This window comes from Mycobacterium sp. NGS50, from assembly GCF_059812545.1.
In genome coordinates this window covers 1-15,342 of the sequence record NZ_JCALCW010000007.1, presented here as the reverse complement: position 1 = coordinate 15,342, position 15,342 = coordinate 1, and the positions used below count along the sequence as shown (strand labels likewise).

Annotated in this window: 16 protein-coding genes; 7 read left to right on the top strand and 9 right to left on the bottom strand. The window is 70.3% G+C overall.

Annotated elements, in window-relative coordinates; translation table 11 throughout:
• Positions 1-28: 28 nt before the first annotated feature.
• A complete protein-coding gene (gene grcC1, locus AC5Y36_RS06750; protein WP_500040100.1) occupies positions 29-1,033 on the bottom strand; it encodes a nonaprenyl/(2E,6E)-farnesyl/geranylgeranyl diphosphat synthase in 1,005 nt (334 codons plus the stop codon).
• 15 nt (positions 1,034-1,048) lie between these two features.
• On the opposite strand from grcC1, the gene menJ reads away from it, so the two are divergent.
• The 3 genes from menJ (at position 1,049) to AC5Y36_RS06735 (ending at position 3,532) form a co-directional block, all read left to right on the top strand.
• Positions 1,049-2,284, top strand: a complete 1,236-nt coding sequence (menJ, locus tag AC5Y36_RS06745) for a menaquinone reductase MenJ (protein WP_500040099.1) — start codon at positions 1,049-1,051, stop codon at positions 2,282-2,284.
• Positions 2,285-2,412: 128 nt separating this feature from the next.
• Entirely contained in the window at positions 2,413-3,087 is a 675-nt protein-coding gene (locus tag AC5Y36_RS06740) for a class I SAM-dependent methyltransferase (protein ID WP_500040098.1), read from the top strand.
• A 1-nt stretch (position 3,088) separates the two neighbouring features.
• On the top strand, positions 3,089-3,532 hold the full coding sequence (locus tag AC5Y36_RS06735) for a nitroreductase family deazaflavin-dependent oxidoreductase (protein ID WP_500040097.1): 444 nt from the start codon (positions 3,089-3,091) through the stop codon (positions 3,530-3,532).
• 115 nt (positions 3,533-3,647) lie between these two features.
• Here the strand turns inward: AC5Y36_RS06735 and AC5Y36_RS06730 are convergent, their stop codons facing one another.
• Both AC5Y36_RS06730 and AC5Y36_RS06725 read right to left on the bottom strand, forming a co-directional pair.
• Positions 3,648-4,340, bottom strand: coding sequence for a demethylmenaquinone methyltransferase (locus tag AC5Y36_RS06730; protein ID WP_500040096.1), 693 nt, complete (start codon positions 4,338-4,340; stop codon positions 3,648-3,650).
• 18 nt (positions 4,341-4,358) lie between these two features.
• Positions 4,359-5,486 carry a glycosyltransferase family 4 protein gene (locus AC5Y36_RS06725; RefSeq protein ID WP_500040095.1) on the bottom strand — a complete coding sequence of 376 codons (1,128 nt, stop codon included), beginning with the start codon at positions 5,484-5,486 and terminating at the stop codon, positions 4,359-4,361.
• A gap of 136 nt (positions 5,487-5,622) precedes the next feature.
• Between AC5Y36_RS06725 and AC5Y36_RS06720 the strand changes: the two genes are divergently transcribed.
• On the top strand, positions 5,623-6,252 hold the full coding sequence (locus AC5Y36_RS06720; RefSeq protein WP_500040094.1) for a thioredoxin domain-containing protein: 630 nt from the start codon (positions 5,623-5,625) through the stop codon (positions 6,250-6,252).
• Here AC5Y36_RS06720 and AC5Y36_RS06715 read toward each other — a convergent pair.
• The 6 genes from AC5Y36_RS06715 to AC5Y36_RS06690 are packed head-to-tail and all read right to left on the bottom strand — an operon-like array spanning position 6,236 to position 12,138.
• The gene (locus tag AC5Y36_RS06715; protein ID WP_500040230.1) at positions 6,236-6,721 is read right to left on the bottom strand and encodes a DUF3592 domain-containing protein; all 486 of its coding nucleotides are present in this window, start codon (positions 6,719-6,721) and stop codon (positions 6,236-6,238) included. The two genes, AC5Y36_RS06720 and AC5Y36_RS06715, sit on opposite strands and share 17 nt — an antisense overlap.
• Positions 6,722-6,744: 23 nt before the next feature.
• Positions 6,745-8,397, bottom strand: coding sequence for a 2-succinyl-5-enolpyruvyl-6-hydroxy-3-cyclohexene-1-carboxylic-acid synthase (gene menD / locus AC5Y36_RS06710; RefSeq protein WP_500040093.1), 1,653 nt, complete (start codon positions 8,395-8,397; stop codon positions 6,745-6,747).
• Positions 8,398-8,410: 13 nt separating this feature from the next.
• Positions 8,411-9,199 (bottom strand): alpha/beta fold hydrolase, encoded by a 789-nt coding sequence (locus tag AC5Y36_RS06705; protein ID WP_500040092.1) that lies wholly within the window; start codon positions 9,197-9,199, stop codon positions 8,411-8,413.
• Between the two features lie 32 nt (positions 9,200-9,231).
• A complete protein-coding gene (locus AC5Y36_RS06700) occupies positions 9,232-9,933 on the bottom strand; it encodes a sensor domain-containing protein (RefSeq protein ID WP_500040091.1) in 702 nt (233 codons plus the stop codon).
• Positions 9,934-9,986: 53 nt separating this feature from the next.
• A complete protein-coding gene (locus AC5Y36_RS06695; protein WP_500040229.1) occupies positions 9,987-11,123 on the bottom strand; it encodes an LLM class flavin-dependent oxidoreductase in 1,137 nt (378 codons plus the stop codon).
• Positions 11,124-11,178: 55 nt separating this feature from the next.
• Positions 11,179-12,138, bottom strand: a complete 960-nt coding sequence (locus tag AC5Y36_RS06690) for an o-succinylbenzoate synthase (protein WP_500040090.1) — start codon at positions 12,136-12,138, stop codon at positions 11,179-11,181.
• Positions 12,139-12,168: 30 nt separating this feature from the next.
• On the opposite strand from AC5Y36_RS06690, the gene AC5Y36_RS06685 reads away from it, so the two are divergent.
• The 3 genes from AC5Y36_RS06685 to AC5Y36_RS06675 all read left to right on the top strand — a co-directional run bounded on the left by AC5Y36_RS06685 (position 12,169) and on the right by AC5Y36_RS06675 (position 15,289).
• On the top strand, positions 12,169-12,849 hold the full coding sequence (locus AC5Y36_RS06685; protein ID WP_500040089.1) for a sensor domain-containing protein: 681 nt from the start codon (positions 12,169-12,171) through the stop codon (positions 12,847-12,849).
• Positions 12,850-12,882: 33 nt separating this feature from the next.
• The gene (fadD8, locus tag AC5Y36_RS06680) at positions 12,883-14,490 is read left to right on the top strand and encodes a fatty-acid--CoA ligase FadD8 (RefSeq protein ID WP_500040088.1); all 1,608 of its coding nucleotides are present in this window, start codon (positions 12,883-12,885) and stop codon (positions 14,488-14,490) included.
• A 103-nt stretch (positions 14,491-14,593) separates the two neighbouring features.
• A complete protein-coding gene (locus AC5Y36_RS06675; RefSeq protein WP_500040087.1) occupies positions 14,594-15,289 on the top strand; it encodes a sensor domain-containing protein in 696 nt (231 codons plus the stop codon).
• The last annotated feature ends 53 nt before the right edge of the window (positions 15,290-15,342 follow it).

Genomic DNA, 15,342 nt, shown 5'->3' with positions numbered 1-15,342 from the left:
CGAGGGGTTCCCCCCGACACGACCCGAATCAGCCGTGGCGGTTGATGGTGTAGTCGACCAGCGTCGCCAATGCGCGCCGACCGGGGCCGTCCGGCAGCCCGGCCAGCTCCTCGCGCGCCCGGGTGGCGTAGGTCGCCACCGTCTCCTTGGCCTTGGCCATCCCCGCCGAGCGGCGCAGCAGCGCCAGCTCCTCGGCCACCACGTCGTCGGTGACCGGCCCGGCCAGCAGCTCACGCAGCCGGTCGGCGTCGGGCCCGGTCTCCTGCAGCGCATACAGCACCGGCAGGGTGTGCACCCCTTCGCGCAGGTCGGTGCCGGGCAGCTTGCCGGATTCGTCGGGATCGCTGTCGATGTCGATGATGTCGTCGGAGATCTGGAATGCGGTGCCGACGATGCCGCCCAGCCGGGACAGCCGCTCGATCTGATCGGCGTCGGACCCGGAGAACGTCGCCCCGAACCGCCCCGACGCGGCGATCAGGCAGGCCGTCTTCTCGTAAACGACTTTCAGGTAGTGCTGGATGGGGTCGGATCCTTCAACCGCGCCCCGGGTCTCGCGCATCTGCCCGGTCACCAGCTGGGCGAACGTCTCGGCGATGACCCGCACCGCGTGCGGCCCCAGCCGCGACACCAGGCGCGACGCCGTCGCGAACAGGTAATCCCCGGCCAGGATCGCGACGTTGTTGCTCCAGCGGGCGTTGGCGCTGGGCGCACCGCGGCGCATCTGGGCCTCGTCCATCACGTCGTCGTGATACAGCGTGGCCAGGTGCACCAGCTCGATGACCGCGCCGGCGACCGTCACCTGCCAGGAGTCCGGCTCGGGCCCCAGCTGCGCGGATAGCACCGTGAACAGCGGCCGGAACCGTTTGCCGCCGGCCACGAACAGGTGCGTGACGGCCTCGGTCATCAGCTCGTCGCCGCCGCGCAACTCGGTGTCCATCAGCTGCTCGATCCGCGCCACACCATCACGGACCGAGGCCGCGAATGTGGGGTCGCCGAAATCCACGCCCGCCACCACAGTCGCCGGTGTATTCACGGCTCCAACATACTGGTGGACGTGAACGCGCAAGCCGACGTGGTGGTAGTAGGCGCCGGACCGGCAGGTTCTGCGGCCGCCGCCTGGGCCGCCCGCGCGGGCCGCGACGTGCTGGTGATCGACGCGGCCGACTTCCCCCGCGACAAGGCCTGCGGTGACGGCCTGACGCCCCGCGCCGTCGCGGAGCTCAAACTCCTGGGCCTCGGCGACTGGCTGGACTCCCATATCGCCCATCGCGGCCTGAAGATGAGCGGCTTCGGCAGCGAAGTGCAGGTGGACTGGCCGGGCCCGTCGTTTCCGTCCACCGGCAGCGCGGTGCCGCGCACCGAACTCGACGAACGGATCCGCAAGGCCGCCGAGGAGTCCGGCGCCCGGATGTTGCTGGGGTTCAAAGCGGTTGACACTCAGCGTGACTCGTCGGGGCGGGTGACGACGGTGGTGTTGGCCGGCGGCGGGGAGGTCAGCTGCCGCTCGCTGATCGTCGCCGACGGCGCCCGTTCGCCACTGGGCCGGGCGTTGGGCCGGCGATGGCATCAGGAGACGGTGTACGGGGTGGCCGCCCGCGGCTACCTGGACTCGCCGCGGCACGACGAGCCGTGGCTGACCTCGCACCTGGAGCTGCGAGGACCGGGCGGCTCCAAAGGCAAAGTGCTGCCCGGCTACGGCTGGATCTTCCCGCTGGGCAACGGCCAGGTGAACATCGGCGTGGGGGCGCTGGCGACCACCAAGAGGCCCGCCGACCTGGCGCTGCGGCCGCTGATGTCGCACTACACCGATCTGCGCCGCGACGAATGGGGGTTTGTCGGCGCACCGCAGGCGCCGTCGAGCGCACTGCTGCCGATGGGCGGCGCGGTGTCGGGGGTCGCCGGCCCCAACTGGATGCTGATCGGCGACGCCGCCGCCTGCGTCAACCCGCTCAACGGGGAGGGCATCGACTACGGGCTGGAGACCGGACGCCTCGCGGTGGACATGCTGGGCACCGCGGATCTGTCCCGGGCCTGGCCGACGGTGCTGCAACAGCATTACGCCCGCGGCTTCTCGGTGGCACGCCGGCTGGCGCTGCTGCTGACCTTCCCGCGGTTCCTGCCGGCCACCGGGCCGTTGGCGATGCGCTCGAGCGCGCTGATGCGGGTGGCGGTGCGGGTGATGGGCAATCTGGTCACCGACGAGGACAGCGATCTGGTGGCGCGGGCCTGGCGTGGCGGTGGTCGGGCCTCGCGGCTGGCGGATCGCCGCCCCCCGTTCAGCTGAGCGTTCCGCGAGCGTGCGTAGTTGTACGGCTATACCGGCCAGTTCCTGGCATTCTGCGCACCCTCGCGGCTGCCCGGCCCAGTATCAGGACCGTTGACATATATCAGGCGTCCTGATATGCATGAGGAATGACCGAGAACCTGGATTTCGAATTCGATGCCGCCTACCGGGGCGAGTCCGACCGGATGGGTGTGGGGACCAAACCGCCGTGGAGCCTGGGCGAGCCGCAGCCCGAGCTGGCGGCGCTGATCGAGGCCGGCAAGTTCCGCGGCGATGTGCTCGACGTCGGCTGCGGCGAGGCCGCCATCTCGCTGTATCTGGCCGAGCGCGGACACAGAACGGTGGGCCTGGACCTTTCGCCGACCGCCATCCGGTTGGCCCGCCAGGAAGCCGCCGAGCGCGGCTTGACCAACGCCGCCTTCGAGGTCGCCGACATCAGCACGTTCACCGGCTACGACGGCCGGTTCCAGACAATCGTCGACAGCACTTTGTTCCATTCGATCCCGGTCGAGGCCCGCGACGGCTACCTGCAGTCGATCCTGCGCGCCGCCGCCCCGGGCGCGTCGTACTTCGTGCTGGTCTTCGACAAGGCCGCGATCCCGAGCGGTCCGCCGAACGCGGTGACGGCCGACGAGCTGCGTGCGGAGGTGTCCAAGTACTGGGTGGTCGACGAGATCAAGCCGGCCCGGCTGTACTCCAACGCGGGCCCGGATCTGGCCGCGCTGATGGGTGCCGAAGTCCGCGTCGAACCCGACGGGCGGACCTCGGTCGGCGGCTGGCTGCTCAGCGCGCACAACGGCTGACATGAACACGCCAAGGCCGCCGCGCTGGCTGAAGCCGGCCAACAAGCTGATGATCGCCATGCAGAAGCTGGGCATCCCGACCGGACCGCCGATGATCCTGACGGTGCCGGGCCGCAAGTCCGGCCAGCCGCGCAGCACGCCGATGACCCCGTTCACCCTCGACGGGCAGCTCTACACGGTGGCGGGATTCCCCAACGCCGACTGGGCCCGCAACGCGCGGGCCGCCGGGGCCGGCACGCTGAGCCACGGCCGCACGAAGCGGCCGGTGCGCATCGTCGAGTTGTCCGCCGAAGAGGCGCGTCCGGTGCTGCGCGAGTTTCCGGTGCAGGTGCCGATCGGCGCCGGGTTCCTCAAACGCGCCGGGCTGGTGCAGCGCGGCACCCCCGACGAAGTCGAGGCCCTCGCCGGCCGTATCGCGGTCTTCCGCTTCGACCCGGCGGGCTGAGCCGTGAGCACCACCTACCGGGCCAGGCGGCGGGGGGTTGCTTTATAGCGCGAGCAGACGTGAATGTGCCCAAAAACCCTTAGTTTTGGGCACATTCACGTCTGCTCGCGCAAGCTTAGCGGGCCGGCTTGTAGGCGGCGTGCAGCGCCACGATGCCGCCGGTGAGGTTGCGCCAGCGCACCGCCGACCATCCGCTCCCGGCGATCTGGCGGGCCAGCGCGGCCTGATCCGGCCAGGCCCGAATCGACTCCGCCAGATACACGTAGGCGTCCGGGTTGCTGGACACCGCGCGGGCCACCCGCGGCAGCGCCCGCATCAGATACTCCTTGTAGGCCGTCGCGAATACCGGGATGGTCGGCGTGGAGAACTCGCACACCACCAGCCGGCCGCCGGGACGGGTCACCCGCGCCATCTCGCGCAGCCCCGCTTCGTGGTCGACGACGTTGCGCAGCCCGAAGCTGATGGTGACCGCGTCGAACACGCTGTCGGCGAACGGCAGCGCGGTGGCGTCGGCGGCGACCTTGGGAACCGGCCGCGCCCGGCCGGCGCCCAGCATCCCGACCGAGAAGTCCGCGGCCACACAGCGCGCCCCGGAGCGGGCCAGCTCCACCGTCGACACCGCGGTGCCCGCGGCCAGATCCAGCACGGTGTCCCCCGGGCCGATCCGCAGCGCCGCGCGGGTCGCCCGCCGCCAGTACCGGTCCTGGCCCAGCGACAGCACCGTGTTGGTCAGGTCGTAGCGGCGCGCCACACCGTCGAACATCGACGCGACTTCGTCGGGATTCTTGTCCAGGGAGGCGCGGCTCACCCCGGCGACGCTACCCGGTCAGGCAGCCGCCGCCGACCGTGTCCCCCGCACCGCGTCGTAGTGGTCCAGCAGTTGATCGCAGATCGCCGACCAGCTGCGTCCGAGCACGCTGCGCCGCGCGGCGCGGGCATACCGCGGCCGGTTCTCCAGCAGATGCGCCACGGCCTCGGGCAGCCGTGCCTCGAAGTCGTCGACCCCCAGCAGCAGCCCGGTGTGATAGGAGGCCACCAGGTCGCGCGGGCCGCCGGCGTCGGGGGCGATCACCGGCAGCCCCGACGCCAGCGCTTCCTGCACGGTCTGGCAGAACGTTTCGTGCTCGCCGGGATGCACGAAGACGTCCATGCTGGCGTACGCCGACGCCAGCTCGGCGCCGTAGAGCGCGCCGGTGAAAACCGCTGTCGGCAAGACGGATTCGAGCTTGGCGCGAGAGACGCCGTCGCCGACCACGACGAGCTGGACACCGGGATCGCGGGCCAGCACGGACAGCCGCTCGACATGCTTCTCCGGTGCCAGCCGCCCGACGAACCCGATGATCGGCTTGCGCTGCGGCGACCAGCGTCGCCGCAGCGCCTCGTCGCGCGCCGACGGGGCGAACGTGGTGACATCGACCCCCCGCGGCCAGTAGTGCACCCGCGGAATGTCCTGTTCGATCAGGGCGTCCATCGCCGACGTGGAGGGCGCCAGGGTGCGGTCGGCGCGCGAGTGCAGCGAGCGGGTCCACGCCCACGCCGCCCGCGACAGGCCGCCGACGCCGTAGCTGGATGCGAATCCGGCGATGTCGGTCTGGAACACCGCGACGGTCGGCACCTGCAGGCGACGGGCGGCCAGCACCCCGCCGTAGCCCAGCAGCGCCGGCGAGGCCAGGTGCACCACGTCGGGTTGGAAGCCGCGCAGCACCCGCACCATCCGGGGCAGCGGCACGCCCAACGGCAGCGACGTGACTTTCGGGAAGATTCGGGCCGGCGCGCGGTGCACCCGCACACCGTCGTGGATGCGGTCGGCCGGGGGCTGCCCGGGCGGGGTGTCCGGCGCGATGACCAGGGCTTCATGCCCGGTATGGCGCAGGTGCTCCAGTACCCGCAGCACCGAGTTGGAGACACCGTTGACGTTGGGCAGGAAACTCTCTGCAACGATCGCCACCCGCATAGCAACCATGCTGTCAGCGGCGCTTGTCGATAGGGTTACGAGCAGGCGACCAATGCGCGAGCAGACACAAAGTGTTCCCGAAACGGGTGTTTCAGGGCACATTTGCGTCTGCTCGGCAGTAATCGGAAGGACAACCATGCGGTTCCTGGTGCTCATCGCGACGCTGGCGCTGTGCTGGGCGGTACCGGTGAGCGGTGTCGCGCATGCCACGACGCCCGGCACCACCATCACCGACGACGGGTTCGGCGTGCTGCTCGGATCCCCCGACGCCCCGACACAGTGGGAGATCTTCTGCGAGCCGCAGTGCCCGCACTGCGCCCAGTTCGAGGACGCATCCGGCGAGACGCTGCAGGAACGGGTGGCCGGCGGCCAGTTGGCGGTGACCTACCGGTGGCTGACGTTCCTCGACGACAAGCACAACAACACCGCCTCCGCCCGGATGAGCACGGCGCTGATGGCGGCGGCCGACCCGGCCACCCCCGCCGCGGCGTATCAGGGTTTCGTCAACGAGCTGTACCGCAACCAGGATTCACACGGCGACGGGCCCTCGACGACCGACCTCGCGACGATGGCCGCCCGCAACGGGGTGGCCCCGCTGGCGATCGCCCGCATCGCCGCCGGCCTGCCGATCGTCGACACCGCGGCGATGAACACCGCGAACCGGGACCGGCTCAAGCAGGCCAACCCGCAAAACCCGGGCACCCCAACGGTCTACGACCTGAACACGCACAGCGTCGTCGACCCCGACGTCATTGCGGGTCGGTAGGCCGCACCGTAATCCGTTCCGCCAGCGCCAACCCGACCAGCAGGACGGCCGCGATCAGCCAGGCCATCACGGTGATGGATCCGGCCGGGATGATGGCCAGCGCCGCGGTCCGGTGCTGGACCCGCACCAGGTCGGGATCGCTTTTGTCGTACTCGACGTAAATCCGCATGCCGGTGGATAATTCGGACGGGTAAAGCACCCCGAGTTCGGGCCGGTAGGTGATGCGTTCGGGTGTGACGAACTCGATGGTGGAGCGCCGCGGGCCGGCGGAGAGCACCTCGGCCTCGGCGACCCCCATGTTGTGTTCGATGGACCAGTCGTTGCGCCACGCCCCGGCGACCAGCAGCGCCGACTGCAGGGTGGCCAGGGTGGTGGCGATCAGCACGGCGACCCGGGTCCAGCGCAGCATCCGCCGCAGCGGGGTGGCCGGGGCGGCATCGCTGCGACCGTGAATCAGCAGGTGCCACAACAGCTTCAGCCGGCTGATGAAGCTCACAGGGCGGCCTTTATCGCGGCGTGCAGCGCCCGCAGCGAGGAACGGTCCGCCTTGACCTCCAGCACCCGCATCCCGGCGGCGGGTTCGGCCAGCGCGGAAGCCAATTCGGCCGCCTCGATCTGGCGTGACTCGACGTGATACGCGCGGCACAGTGCGCCGACGTCGACGTCGTGCGGGGTGCCGAAGATCCGCGAGGACACGTCGCCGAAGCGTGGGTCGCCCTGTTCGAGCAGCTCGAAGATGCCGCCGCCGTTGTCGTTGGACACCACGATGGTCAGCTGCCGCGGCGTCGGCTCGGTGGGGCCGATCAGCAGCCCGGAGCTGTCGTGCACGAACGTCAGGTCCCCGATCAGCGCGATGGTGCGCGCGTCGGGTCCGTGTGCGGCCTCATGCGCCAGCGCCGCACCGATCGCGGTGGACACCGTGCCGTCGATGCCGGCCACCCCGCGGTTGGATCGCACAATGATGTCTGGGCGACGCTCCCCGTCGCAAAGCCCGACCAGCGCGGCGTCGCGCACCGGGTTGGAGGCGCCCAGCACCAGCTGATCACCGGACCGCAACCCGTCGGCGACCGCGGCAGCCACATGCAGCCCGGTGGTCAGTGGATGCGCGGCCAGCTGGCCGCGCACCGCGGTCAGGGCGTGCCGGTTGAGCTCGGCGCAGCGGTGCAGCCAGGCCGGGTTGGGCGCCCCGGTGGTGACCGCCCGGGTGCCGGTGGCCTGCGAGTTGCCCGACACGTCCGGCCAGCGCGGCCCGGTGGTCAGCGCATACACCGGCACCGACGGGTCGGCCAGCAGCGCCGACACCGGGCGGTGCAGAGTGGGCCGGCCGGCCATGATCACCTGCTGCGGGTGCAGCAGCGGCAACGCCAGCGGATGCAGGGGGTTATCCGGCAGCGGCGCAGTGGGTTCGGCGACGGTCGGCAGCGCGGCCAGGTTCGGGTGGCGCCCGGCGCCGTGCCCGGCGATGACGACGGTGTCGGGGCTCAGGTCGATGTCCAGCCGCTGATCGAAGGTGACCGGCGGGGTGTAGGTCCACGGCCGCCCGTCGGGCCGGCCGGGCGGGAGGTGGCCCGCGGTTTCGGGATCGGGCACCAGCGGTTCGCGCAGCGGGATGTCGAACTGCACCGGCCCGGCGTTGGCGGTGCGAGATCCGGTGGCGGCGGCCAACACTCGGCAGGTCGCCGAGCGCCAGGTGGCGTTGAGAGCGTCCATGCGCTCGGGGGCGTCCTCGGCCAGGCCCAGGCTGATGGTGGCGCGGACCTGGGTGCCGAAGTAGCCCAGCTGCTCCATGGTCTGGTTGGCGCCGGTGCCGAGCAGTTCGTAGGGCCGGTTGGCGCTCAGCACTATCAGCGGCACCCGCGCGTAGTTGGCCTCCACCACGGCCGGGCCCAGGTTGGCCACCGCGGTGCCCGACGTCATCGCCACGCACACCGGCGCCCCGGCGGCCGCGGCCAGCCCGATCGCCAGATAGCCGGCGGTGCGCTCGTCGATGCGGACGTGCAGCCGGAGTCGTCCGGCGCGGTCGGCGTCGTGCAGGGCAAATGCCAGCGGCGCGTTGCGCGAGCCCGGGCACAGCACCACGTCGCGCACGCCGCCGCGAATCAACTCGTCGACGACGACACGCGCCTGTGCCGTCGAAGGGTTCACAGCTATCAGCGTGTCACACGCCGGTCTCGGCGAAAAACTCCAGCATGGCGTCGTTGACCACCTGCGGACGCTCGATGAAGCCCAGGTGGCCGGTGTCGGGGATCTCCAGGTAGCGGCCGTTGGGCAGGGCGTCGGCGACTTCGCGAGCCAGATACGCGGGCAGCACCACGTCGTCGGCGAAGCCGATCACCAGCGCCGGCTGCTGGACACCCCGGTAGGCGGGCAGCCGGTTGGTGGCCGGCCCCGCGTCGAGCTGACAGCGCAGCCCCGGGGTCATCGGGACCGGCCACATGGTGAACATCTCGATCCACTGCGCCACAGCGTTGTCGTCGTTCAACGTCTTGGGCGAAAAGTTCTCCAGCAGACGGATTTTCGCGTCGAACTCGGGCGGCAGTGTGACGCCCGCCTCGATCAGCGCCACTTCGGCGGTACGGAAGAACAGGCGGGTGCGGTCGTGCCGGGCCCGGGTGGCCATCAGCACCGCGGAGCTGACCAGCTCGGGGCGGGCCAGCATCAGTTCCTGGGCGATGTAGGACCCCATCGACACCCCGACGACCCGGACCGGGCCGACGTCCAGCGACTCGATCAGCGCCGCGGTGTCGGCCACCATGGTTTCGGCGGTGAAGCCCTCGGCGTTCTCGGTGGCACCGATCCCGCGGTTGTCGAAGGTGATGGCGCGGTAGCCGGCGGTCAGGAACGCCGGCACCTGGTAGAGGTGCCAGGTACGTCCGGCGCCGCCTCGGCCGGCGATGAAAAGGACCGGCTCGCCGGTCCCGCGGTCGTCGTAAGCCAGGTTGATCACGCAGGTGACGGTACGCGGGTGCGCCGGGCGGCTCAGGAGGGGATGCGGGCCAGGATGCGATCCATGATGGTGCGCGGCTGCGCGCCCAGGCCCGCGCCGACCACCTCCAGATCCACCACGACGTTGGCTTTGGCCGCCACCAGACGCAGCGCGGAGACCACCGGGCCGGCCCCCACACTGGCCCGCACGGCCGTCACACCGTCCTTGTCGACGACGACGCCGATGTCCCAGGTCACGGTCTGGCCCTCGGGGTTGGTTTCGACGAGCTGTTTGTTGCTGCAGCCGCGCCACTGCTGAGCCACCCGGGTGGCGTAGCGGGCCGCGGCGGAGGCGGTGTCGAAGGCCACCACGGTCTCGTTGACCGTCGGCAGGATCGTCGGGGTGCCGCCCATCTCCACCCCGAAGAACGACCGGTAGCCGCTGCCGCCCAGGGTCTGCGCCAGCCCGGCGTAGACCGCGCTGGCGCACTGCGGCGGCTCGTGCTTCATCTGCGGAAACGTCACCGGCTGGGTGGCGGTGTGCTTGACGACCATGGTGGGCGCCGGCAGAACACCCTTGATGTCGTCGACGCTGAGCAGCAGGCCCGGCAGTCCGGCGGGCGCGACCAGGTGCACGGTGGGTGAGGGTGCGGTGGTCGACGTGGACGAACCGGCGACCGGGTTCCCGTCGACGTGCGAACCGCAACCAGCCAGCACCACGGCGACCGCGACCGTCGTCACCCACAGTCGCCGCATCCGACTCCTTCTGCCTGCGCCCACGGGCGAGCTCTCGGAGAAAGTTTACGGGGTCACAGCTTCGCGAGTCCGCGCACGATCTGGTTGAACGGCACCATCGAGGCCACGCCGTTGCGCAGGCTGCGTTGCATCGGACTCAGGTGTGCCAGCACCGCGTACCGAACGCCGCAATCCCGCCACTGCGCCACCTGATCCATGATCTCTGCGGGCGTGCCGGCCAGCAGCGTGCCCCGCAGCAGCTGCGGGGTGATCGCCTTGAGGTGCGACAGCGCGGCCTGTTCGTCCCAGGCGTGGGGCAGGATGTCCTGACCGCCGGCGAAGCCGACCCCCAGCGGGTGCTGCGCGCCGTGCTGGGCGAAAAAATCGTCGGTTGCGTTGAGCGCCCACGCGTTGATCATTTCCGACTCCAGGGCCTGCTCGACCTGGGCTGAGCTCCTGCCGGTCACGACCGCCAGCCACATCGCCGGCACGATCGACATCGGGTCCCGTCCCGCGTCCGACGCTGCGGCGCGAACGACCTCCAGCCGTCGCGCGTACTCCTGTGGTTGGTGCGGTGCGGCCGGGAAGAACCCGTCGGCGTAGCGGCCCACCGTGCGCAGCATCCGCGGCCCGTGCGCGGCGATCCAGATCTGTGGCCACGTCCCGCGGTACGGCGGAAGGTCAAAGGGCGCATTGCGCAGCGGGAAGTACGGTGAGTCCCGGTTGACCAGCTCCCCGTTCGAATCCCACAAGGCTCGGATCGTCGCCATCGCTTCCTCGAACCGGGCGACCGGTTTGGACCATTCCACGCCGTAGGGCTCGTTGCCTTCCCGTTCGCCGGTGCCGATACCCAGGATCGCCCGGCCACGCGTGAGCAGATGCAGCGTCGCGGCGGCCTGCGCGGTGACCGCCGGATTGCGCCGGCCGGTGTCGGTCACCGAGGTGCCCAACCGGATGCGCCCGATCCGGTTTCGCGCCGCCAGGTGCCCGAGCATCGTCCACGGCTCCAGGCAGGCGTCCACCGATGGAATGAACTTGGCCAGGCCGACGTAGCGCGGCTGCCACAACGCCCGCGGGAACAGCGCGTTGAGATGATCGGGCACCCAAAACGAGTCGACGCGGCCGGCCAGCGCGCCCAGATAGTTGGCTCGGGTCAAGGTGTCGACCCTCGGCCGGGCGGCGGTGATCGGGTCCATAATGCCGACGCGCATTCCGGTCACGCAGTTCAGCGTCGGGCCACGGCCGCGGGCGGCCTAGGGTAGTCGGTTACCCCAAATGCGGATGGCAGTCGCGGATCCGCTCGATCCACCACTGTCGGCGTCGCGGGGCGGCGGCCAGCGCCGCCAGCCGGGCGGAGTCCGGGGTCACCGGCGCGACCGGCAGGTAGCCGTCGACGGGGGGTGCCACCTCGGCCACATCCTCGGCGAACAACCGACCGGTGCCCAGCCCGCAGGCGTGGTCCAGGCGCGGCAGCGCCGCGGCGGCGTGCAGGCCGGCGGCGATGCCGACCGCGGAGTCCAGGGCGCTGGAGATCACCACCGGCACCTCGATCTGCGCGGCGATCGCCAGCACCGCCGCGATCCCGCCCAGCGGAGCCACCTTGAGCACCGCGATGTCGGCGGCCTGCGCGCGGACCACGGCCAACGGGTCGTCGGCCTTGCGGATGCTCTCGTCGGCGGCGACCGGCACCTCGATGCGGCGGCGCAGCTCGGCGAGTTCGGCGACGCTCGCGCAGGGCTGCTCGAGGTACTCCAGCGGCCCGGTGGCGGTCAGGGCGTGCGCGGCCTGCACTGCTTCGTCCACGGTCCAGCCGCCGTTGGCGTCGACCCGGACGGTCGGGACCAGGGCGCGGACGGCTTCGACGCGGGCGACGTCGTCGGCCAGCGTCTGCCCGGGTTCGGCGACCTTGACCTTGGCGGTGCGCGCGCCGGGGAAGCGGGCCAGCACCTCGGGCACCTGCGCGGCGGTGACCGCGGGCACGGTGGCGTTGATGGCCACCTTGTCGCGGCGGGTGGGCGGCGGGGGCTGCCACGCCGCCGCGACGGCCGAGGCCAGCCAGTGTGCGGCTTCGGCGGGGCCGTATTCGGTGAACGCCCCGAATTCACCCCACCCGGCGGGCCCGTCGATCAGCGCCAGTTCCCGAACGGTGATGCCGCGAAACCGCACCCGCATCGGCAGCGCCACCACGTGCAGACGATCCAGGATCTCGGCGAGCGGCGGCGGCATGGGTCCATGGTGCCGCTTACACTCTGCGGAATGCGATACCGGCTTTCAGTCCTGGCGCTGTGCGCCGCGCTGACCGGCTGCCACAGCGTGGTGGCCGGCACCGCCCAGCCGGCCGATCACCTCGGGGCGCTGCCCACCACCATCGCGGCGCCGCCCAACCCGTCGAGCCCGAAGGACAAGTTGCTGCCCGCCGCGGAGGTCGCCGGGATCGTCGGCGAAGCCAGCATGAAGGAGGTCGGCAGCGCCGTCGAACCCGAGCGGGACTCGCGGGTCAAACCCAGCGACTGCACACCGCTGGCGCTGCCGAACGACGACTGGCTCTACAGCAACTACGTCCAGCTGAACGCCACCCTGCTCAAGGGCGACGGCAAGCACGACGTCGCGCAGGTGGTGTCCACGTTCAAGGACGCCAACGCGGCCACGAACATGATTTCCTACGGGGTCTACACCTGGAAGAAGTGCACCGCCCCGTTCACCATCGCCCAGGACGACGGCAGCCAACGCCACGTCGCCCCTGGGCCGGTGACCAGCACCGACACCCGCGCCAGCGTGTCCATGCAGAACCAGGACACCACCCAGCGCGCCTGCCAGCATGTTCTGGCCGCCAAGGGCAACTTCGTGGTGGAGGTCGACCTGTGCGGCGAGGACGGCCAGACCGCCCGTCAGGCCGACGAGATCACCGACCGGATGCTGGCCAAGATCCCCGGCTAGGACGAAACTGGAACACGTTCTAATCTGGTGGGTATGACCTCTGCCGACGAGCTGTTGCGCAACCCGACACATAACGGCCATCTGCTGGTGGGGGCGCTGCGGCGCCACAAGAACAAGCCGATCCTGGTGCTCGGTGACACCACGTTGACCGGTGCTGAGATGGCCGACCGGATCAGCCAATACATTCAGGCGTTCGAGGCGGTCGGTGCCGGCACCGGCGTCGCGGTCGGGTTGCTGTCCCTCAACCGGCCCGAGGTGCTGATGATCATCGGCGCCGGCCAGCTGCGCGGCTATCGGCGCACCGCGCTGCACCCGCTGGGCTCACTCGACGATCACGCCTACGTGCTTTCCGACGCCGGGATCAGCTCGCTGATCATCGACCCGAACCCGATGTTCGTCGAGCGGGCGCTGGGGCTGCTGGAAAAGGTCGACTCGCTCACCCAGATCCTGACCATCGGCCCAGTACCCGACGCCCTGAAGGACGTGGCCGTCGACCTGTCGGCCGAAGCCGCGAAGTACGCACCGCAGCCGTTGGTCGCCGCCGACCTGCCGCCGAATCAGATCGTCGGCCTGACCTACACCGGCGGCACCACCGGCAAGCCCAAGGGCGTGATGGGCACCGCGCAGTCGATCTCCACCATGACCGCGATCCAGCTCGCCGAGTGGGAATGGCCGGAGAGCCCGCGGTTCCTGATGATCACCCCGCTGTCGCACGCCGGCGCGGCGTATTTCACTCCCACCCTGGTCAAGGGCGGCCAGATGATCGTGCTGCCCAAGTTCGATCCGGCCGAGGTGCTGAAAACCATTGAGGAAAAGCGTATTACGGCAACCTTCTTGGTGCCCTCGATGCTGTATGCGCTGATGGACCACCCGGATTCCCGGACCCGCGACCTGTCGTCGCTGGAGACGGTCTACTACGGCGCATCGGCGATCAACCCGGTGCGGCTGGCCGAGGCGATCGAGCGGTTCGGTCAGATCTTCGCCCAGTGCTACGGGCAGTCCGAGGCGCCGATGGCGATCACGTATCTGGCCAAGGGCGATCACGACGAGAAGCGGCTGACGTCGTGCGGGCGTCCGACGCTGTTCGCCCGCGTCGCGCTGCTGGGCGAGGACGGCCGGCCGGTGCCGCAGGGCGAGGTCGGCGAGATCTGCGTCGGCGGGCCGCTGCTGTCCGGCGGCTACTGGAATCTGCCGGAGGCCACCGCGGAGACGTTCAAGGACGGCTGGATGCACACCGGCGACATGGCCCGTGAGGACGAGGACGGGTTCTACTACATCGTCGACCGGGTCAAGGACATGATCGTCACCGGCGGATTCAACGTGTTCCCGCGTGAGGTGGAAGACGTTGTGGCCGAGCACTCTTCGGTTGCGCAGGTGTGCGTGATCGGCACCCCCGACGAGAAGTGGGGTGAGGCGGTGACCGCGGTGGTGGTGTTGCGTTCCGACGCCCCCCGCGACGACGACGCGATCGCGGCGATGACCGCCGAGATCCAGTCCGCGGTCAAGGACCGCAAGGGTTCGGTGCAGTCCCCCAAGCAGGTGATCGTGGTGGACTCGCTGCCGGTGACCGCGCTGGGCAAGCCGGACAAGAAGGCGGTGCGCGCCCAGTTCTGGGAGGGTTCGAGCCGCGCGATCGGCTGACGCCGGTTGCGCGAGCAGACGTGAATGTGCCCTAAAACACTGTTTTTAGGGCACATTCACGTCTGCTCGGCGAGTTGGTGCTGCCCCGAGTAGCGTCAACCAGATGGTGCGGATCGACGTGGCAGCCGCTGTCGTGCTGTTGGCGGTCGCGCTGACCGGGTGTTCGACCGTCGTCGACGGACGGGCCGAACCGGCCGACCACAACGGACCGGTTGCGGTCCCCGAGACCGCCCTGGGCCGTGCCCTGCTCGACGGCGACGAGCTCGACAAGGTCATGGACGCCGACGGCATCGAACAGAAGTCCACGCTGAACAAGCTGGCATCGGACAGCCGCAGCTTCCCCGATCACGCGTGTCTGGGGCCGTGGCAACCGATTCAGGAGTCGGTCTACGACGACAGCGGCTGGTCGACGGTGCGCGCCCGCGCGTTGCACGACAAGGAAGACAGCGAAGCCTCCGAGCATCTCGTGGTGGAGGCGGTGGTCGGATTCCCGTCTCGATCCGAGGTCAGCACGTTCTTCGACCAGATGAAGCCCACCTGGGAGGCCTGCGGTGCGCGGCAGTTCACCAGCCGAACCAGTGCGGGCACCGAAACCCGGTGGGACTTCGGCGCGGTTACCGCCACCGATTCCACCCTGTCGATGACGCGCACCCAGCAGGACACCGACGGCTGGTCCTGCCAGCGGGCAATGCGGGCGACCAACAACGTCGTCGTCGACGTGCTCGCCTGCAGCTTCGATGTCGACCAGCAAGCGGTGTCCATCGTCGACGCGATCGACGCCAAGCTGCCCAGCGTGTGAGCGGGCCGCGGCCCTGACGGCACCGAGTGGCACCCTCACGACGCGTCACCGGC

What these genes read in the sequence shown, in the direction of transcription:
- AC5Y36_RS06685 (WP_500040089.1), top strand. Translation starts at nt 12,169, where the DNA reads ATGCGATACCGGCTTTCAGTCCTGGCGCTGTGCGCCGCGCTGACCGGC.
- AC5Y36_RS06695 (WP_500040229.1), bottom strand. Translation starts at nt 11,123, where the DNA reads ATGCGCGTCGGCATTATGGACCCGATCACCGCCGCCCGGCCGAGGGTC.
- fadD8 (WP_500040088.1), top strand. Translation starts at nt 12,883, where the DNA reads ATGACCTCTGCCGACGAGCTGTTGCGCAACCCGACACATAACGGCCAT.
- AC5Y36_RS06735 (WP_500040097.1), top strand. Translation starts at nt 3,089, where the DNA reads ATGAACACGCCAAGGCCGCCGCGCTGGCTGAAGCCGGCCAACAAGCTG.
- AC5Y36_RS06675 (WP_500040087.1), top strand. Translation starts at nt 14,594, where the DNA reads ATGGTGCGGATCGACGTGGCAGCCGCTGTCGTGCTGTTGGCGGTCGCG.
- AC5Y36_RS06740 (WP_500040098.1), top strand. Translation starts at nt 2,413, where the DNA reads ATGACCGAGAACCTGGATTTCGAATTCGATGCCGCCTACCGGGGCGAG.
- AC5Y36_RS06700 (WP_500040091.1), bottom strand. Translation starts at nt 9,933, where the DNA reads ATGCGGCGACTGTGGGTGACGACGGTCGCGGTCGCCGTGGTGCTGGCT.
- AC5Y36_RS06690 (WP_500040090.1), bottom strand. Translation starts at nt 12,138, where the DNA reads ATGCCGCCGCCGCTCGCCGAGATCCTGGATCGTCTGCACGTGGTGGCG.
- AC5Y36_RS06720 (WP_500040094.1), top strand. Translation starts at nt 5,623, where the DNA reads ATGCGGTTCCTGGTGCTCATCGCGACGCTGGCGCTGTGCTGGGCGGTA.
- AC5Y36_RS06725 (WP_500040095.1), bottom strand. Translation starts at nt 5,486, where the DNA reads ATGCGGGTGGCGATCGTTGCAGAGAGTTTCCTGCCCAACGTCAACGGT.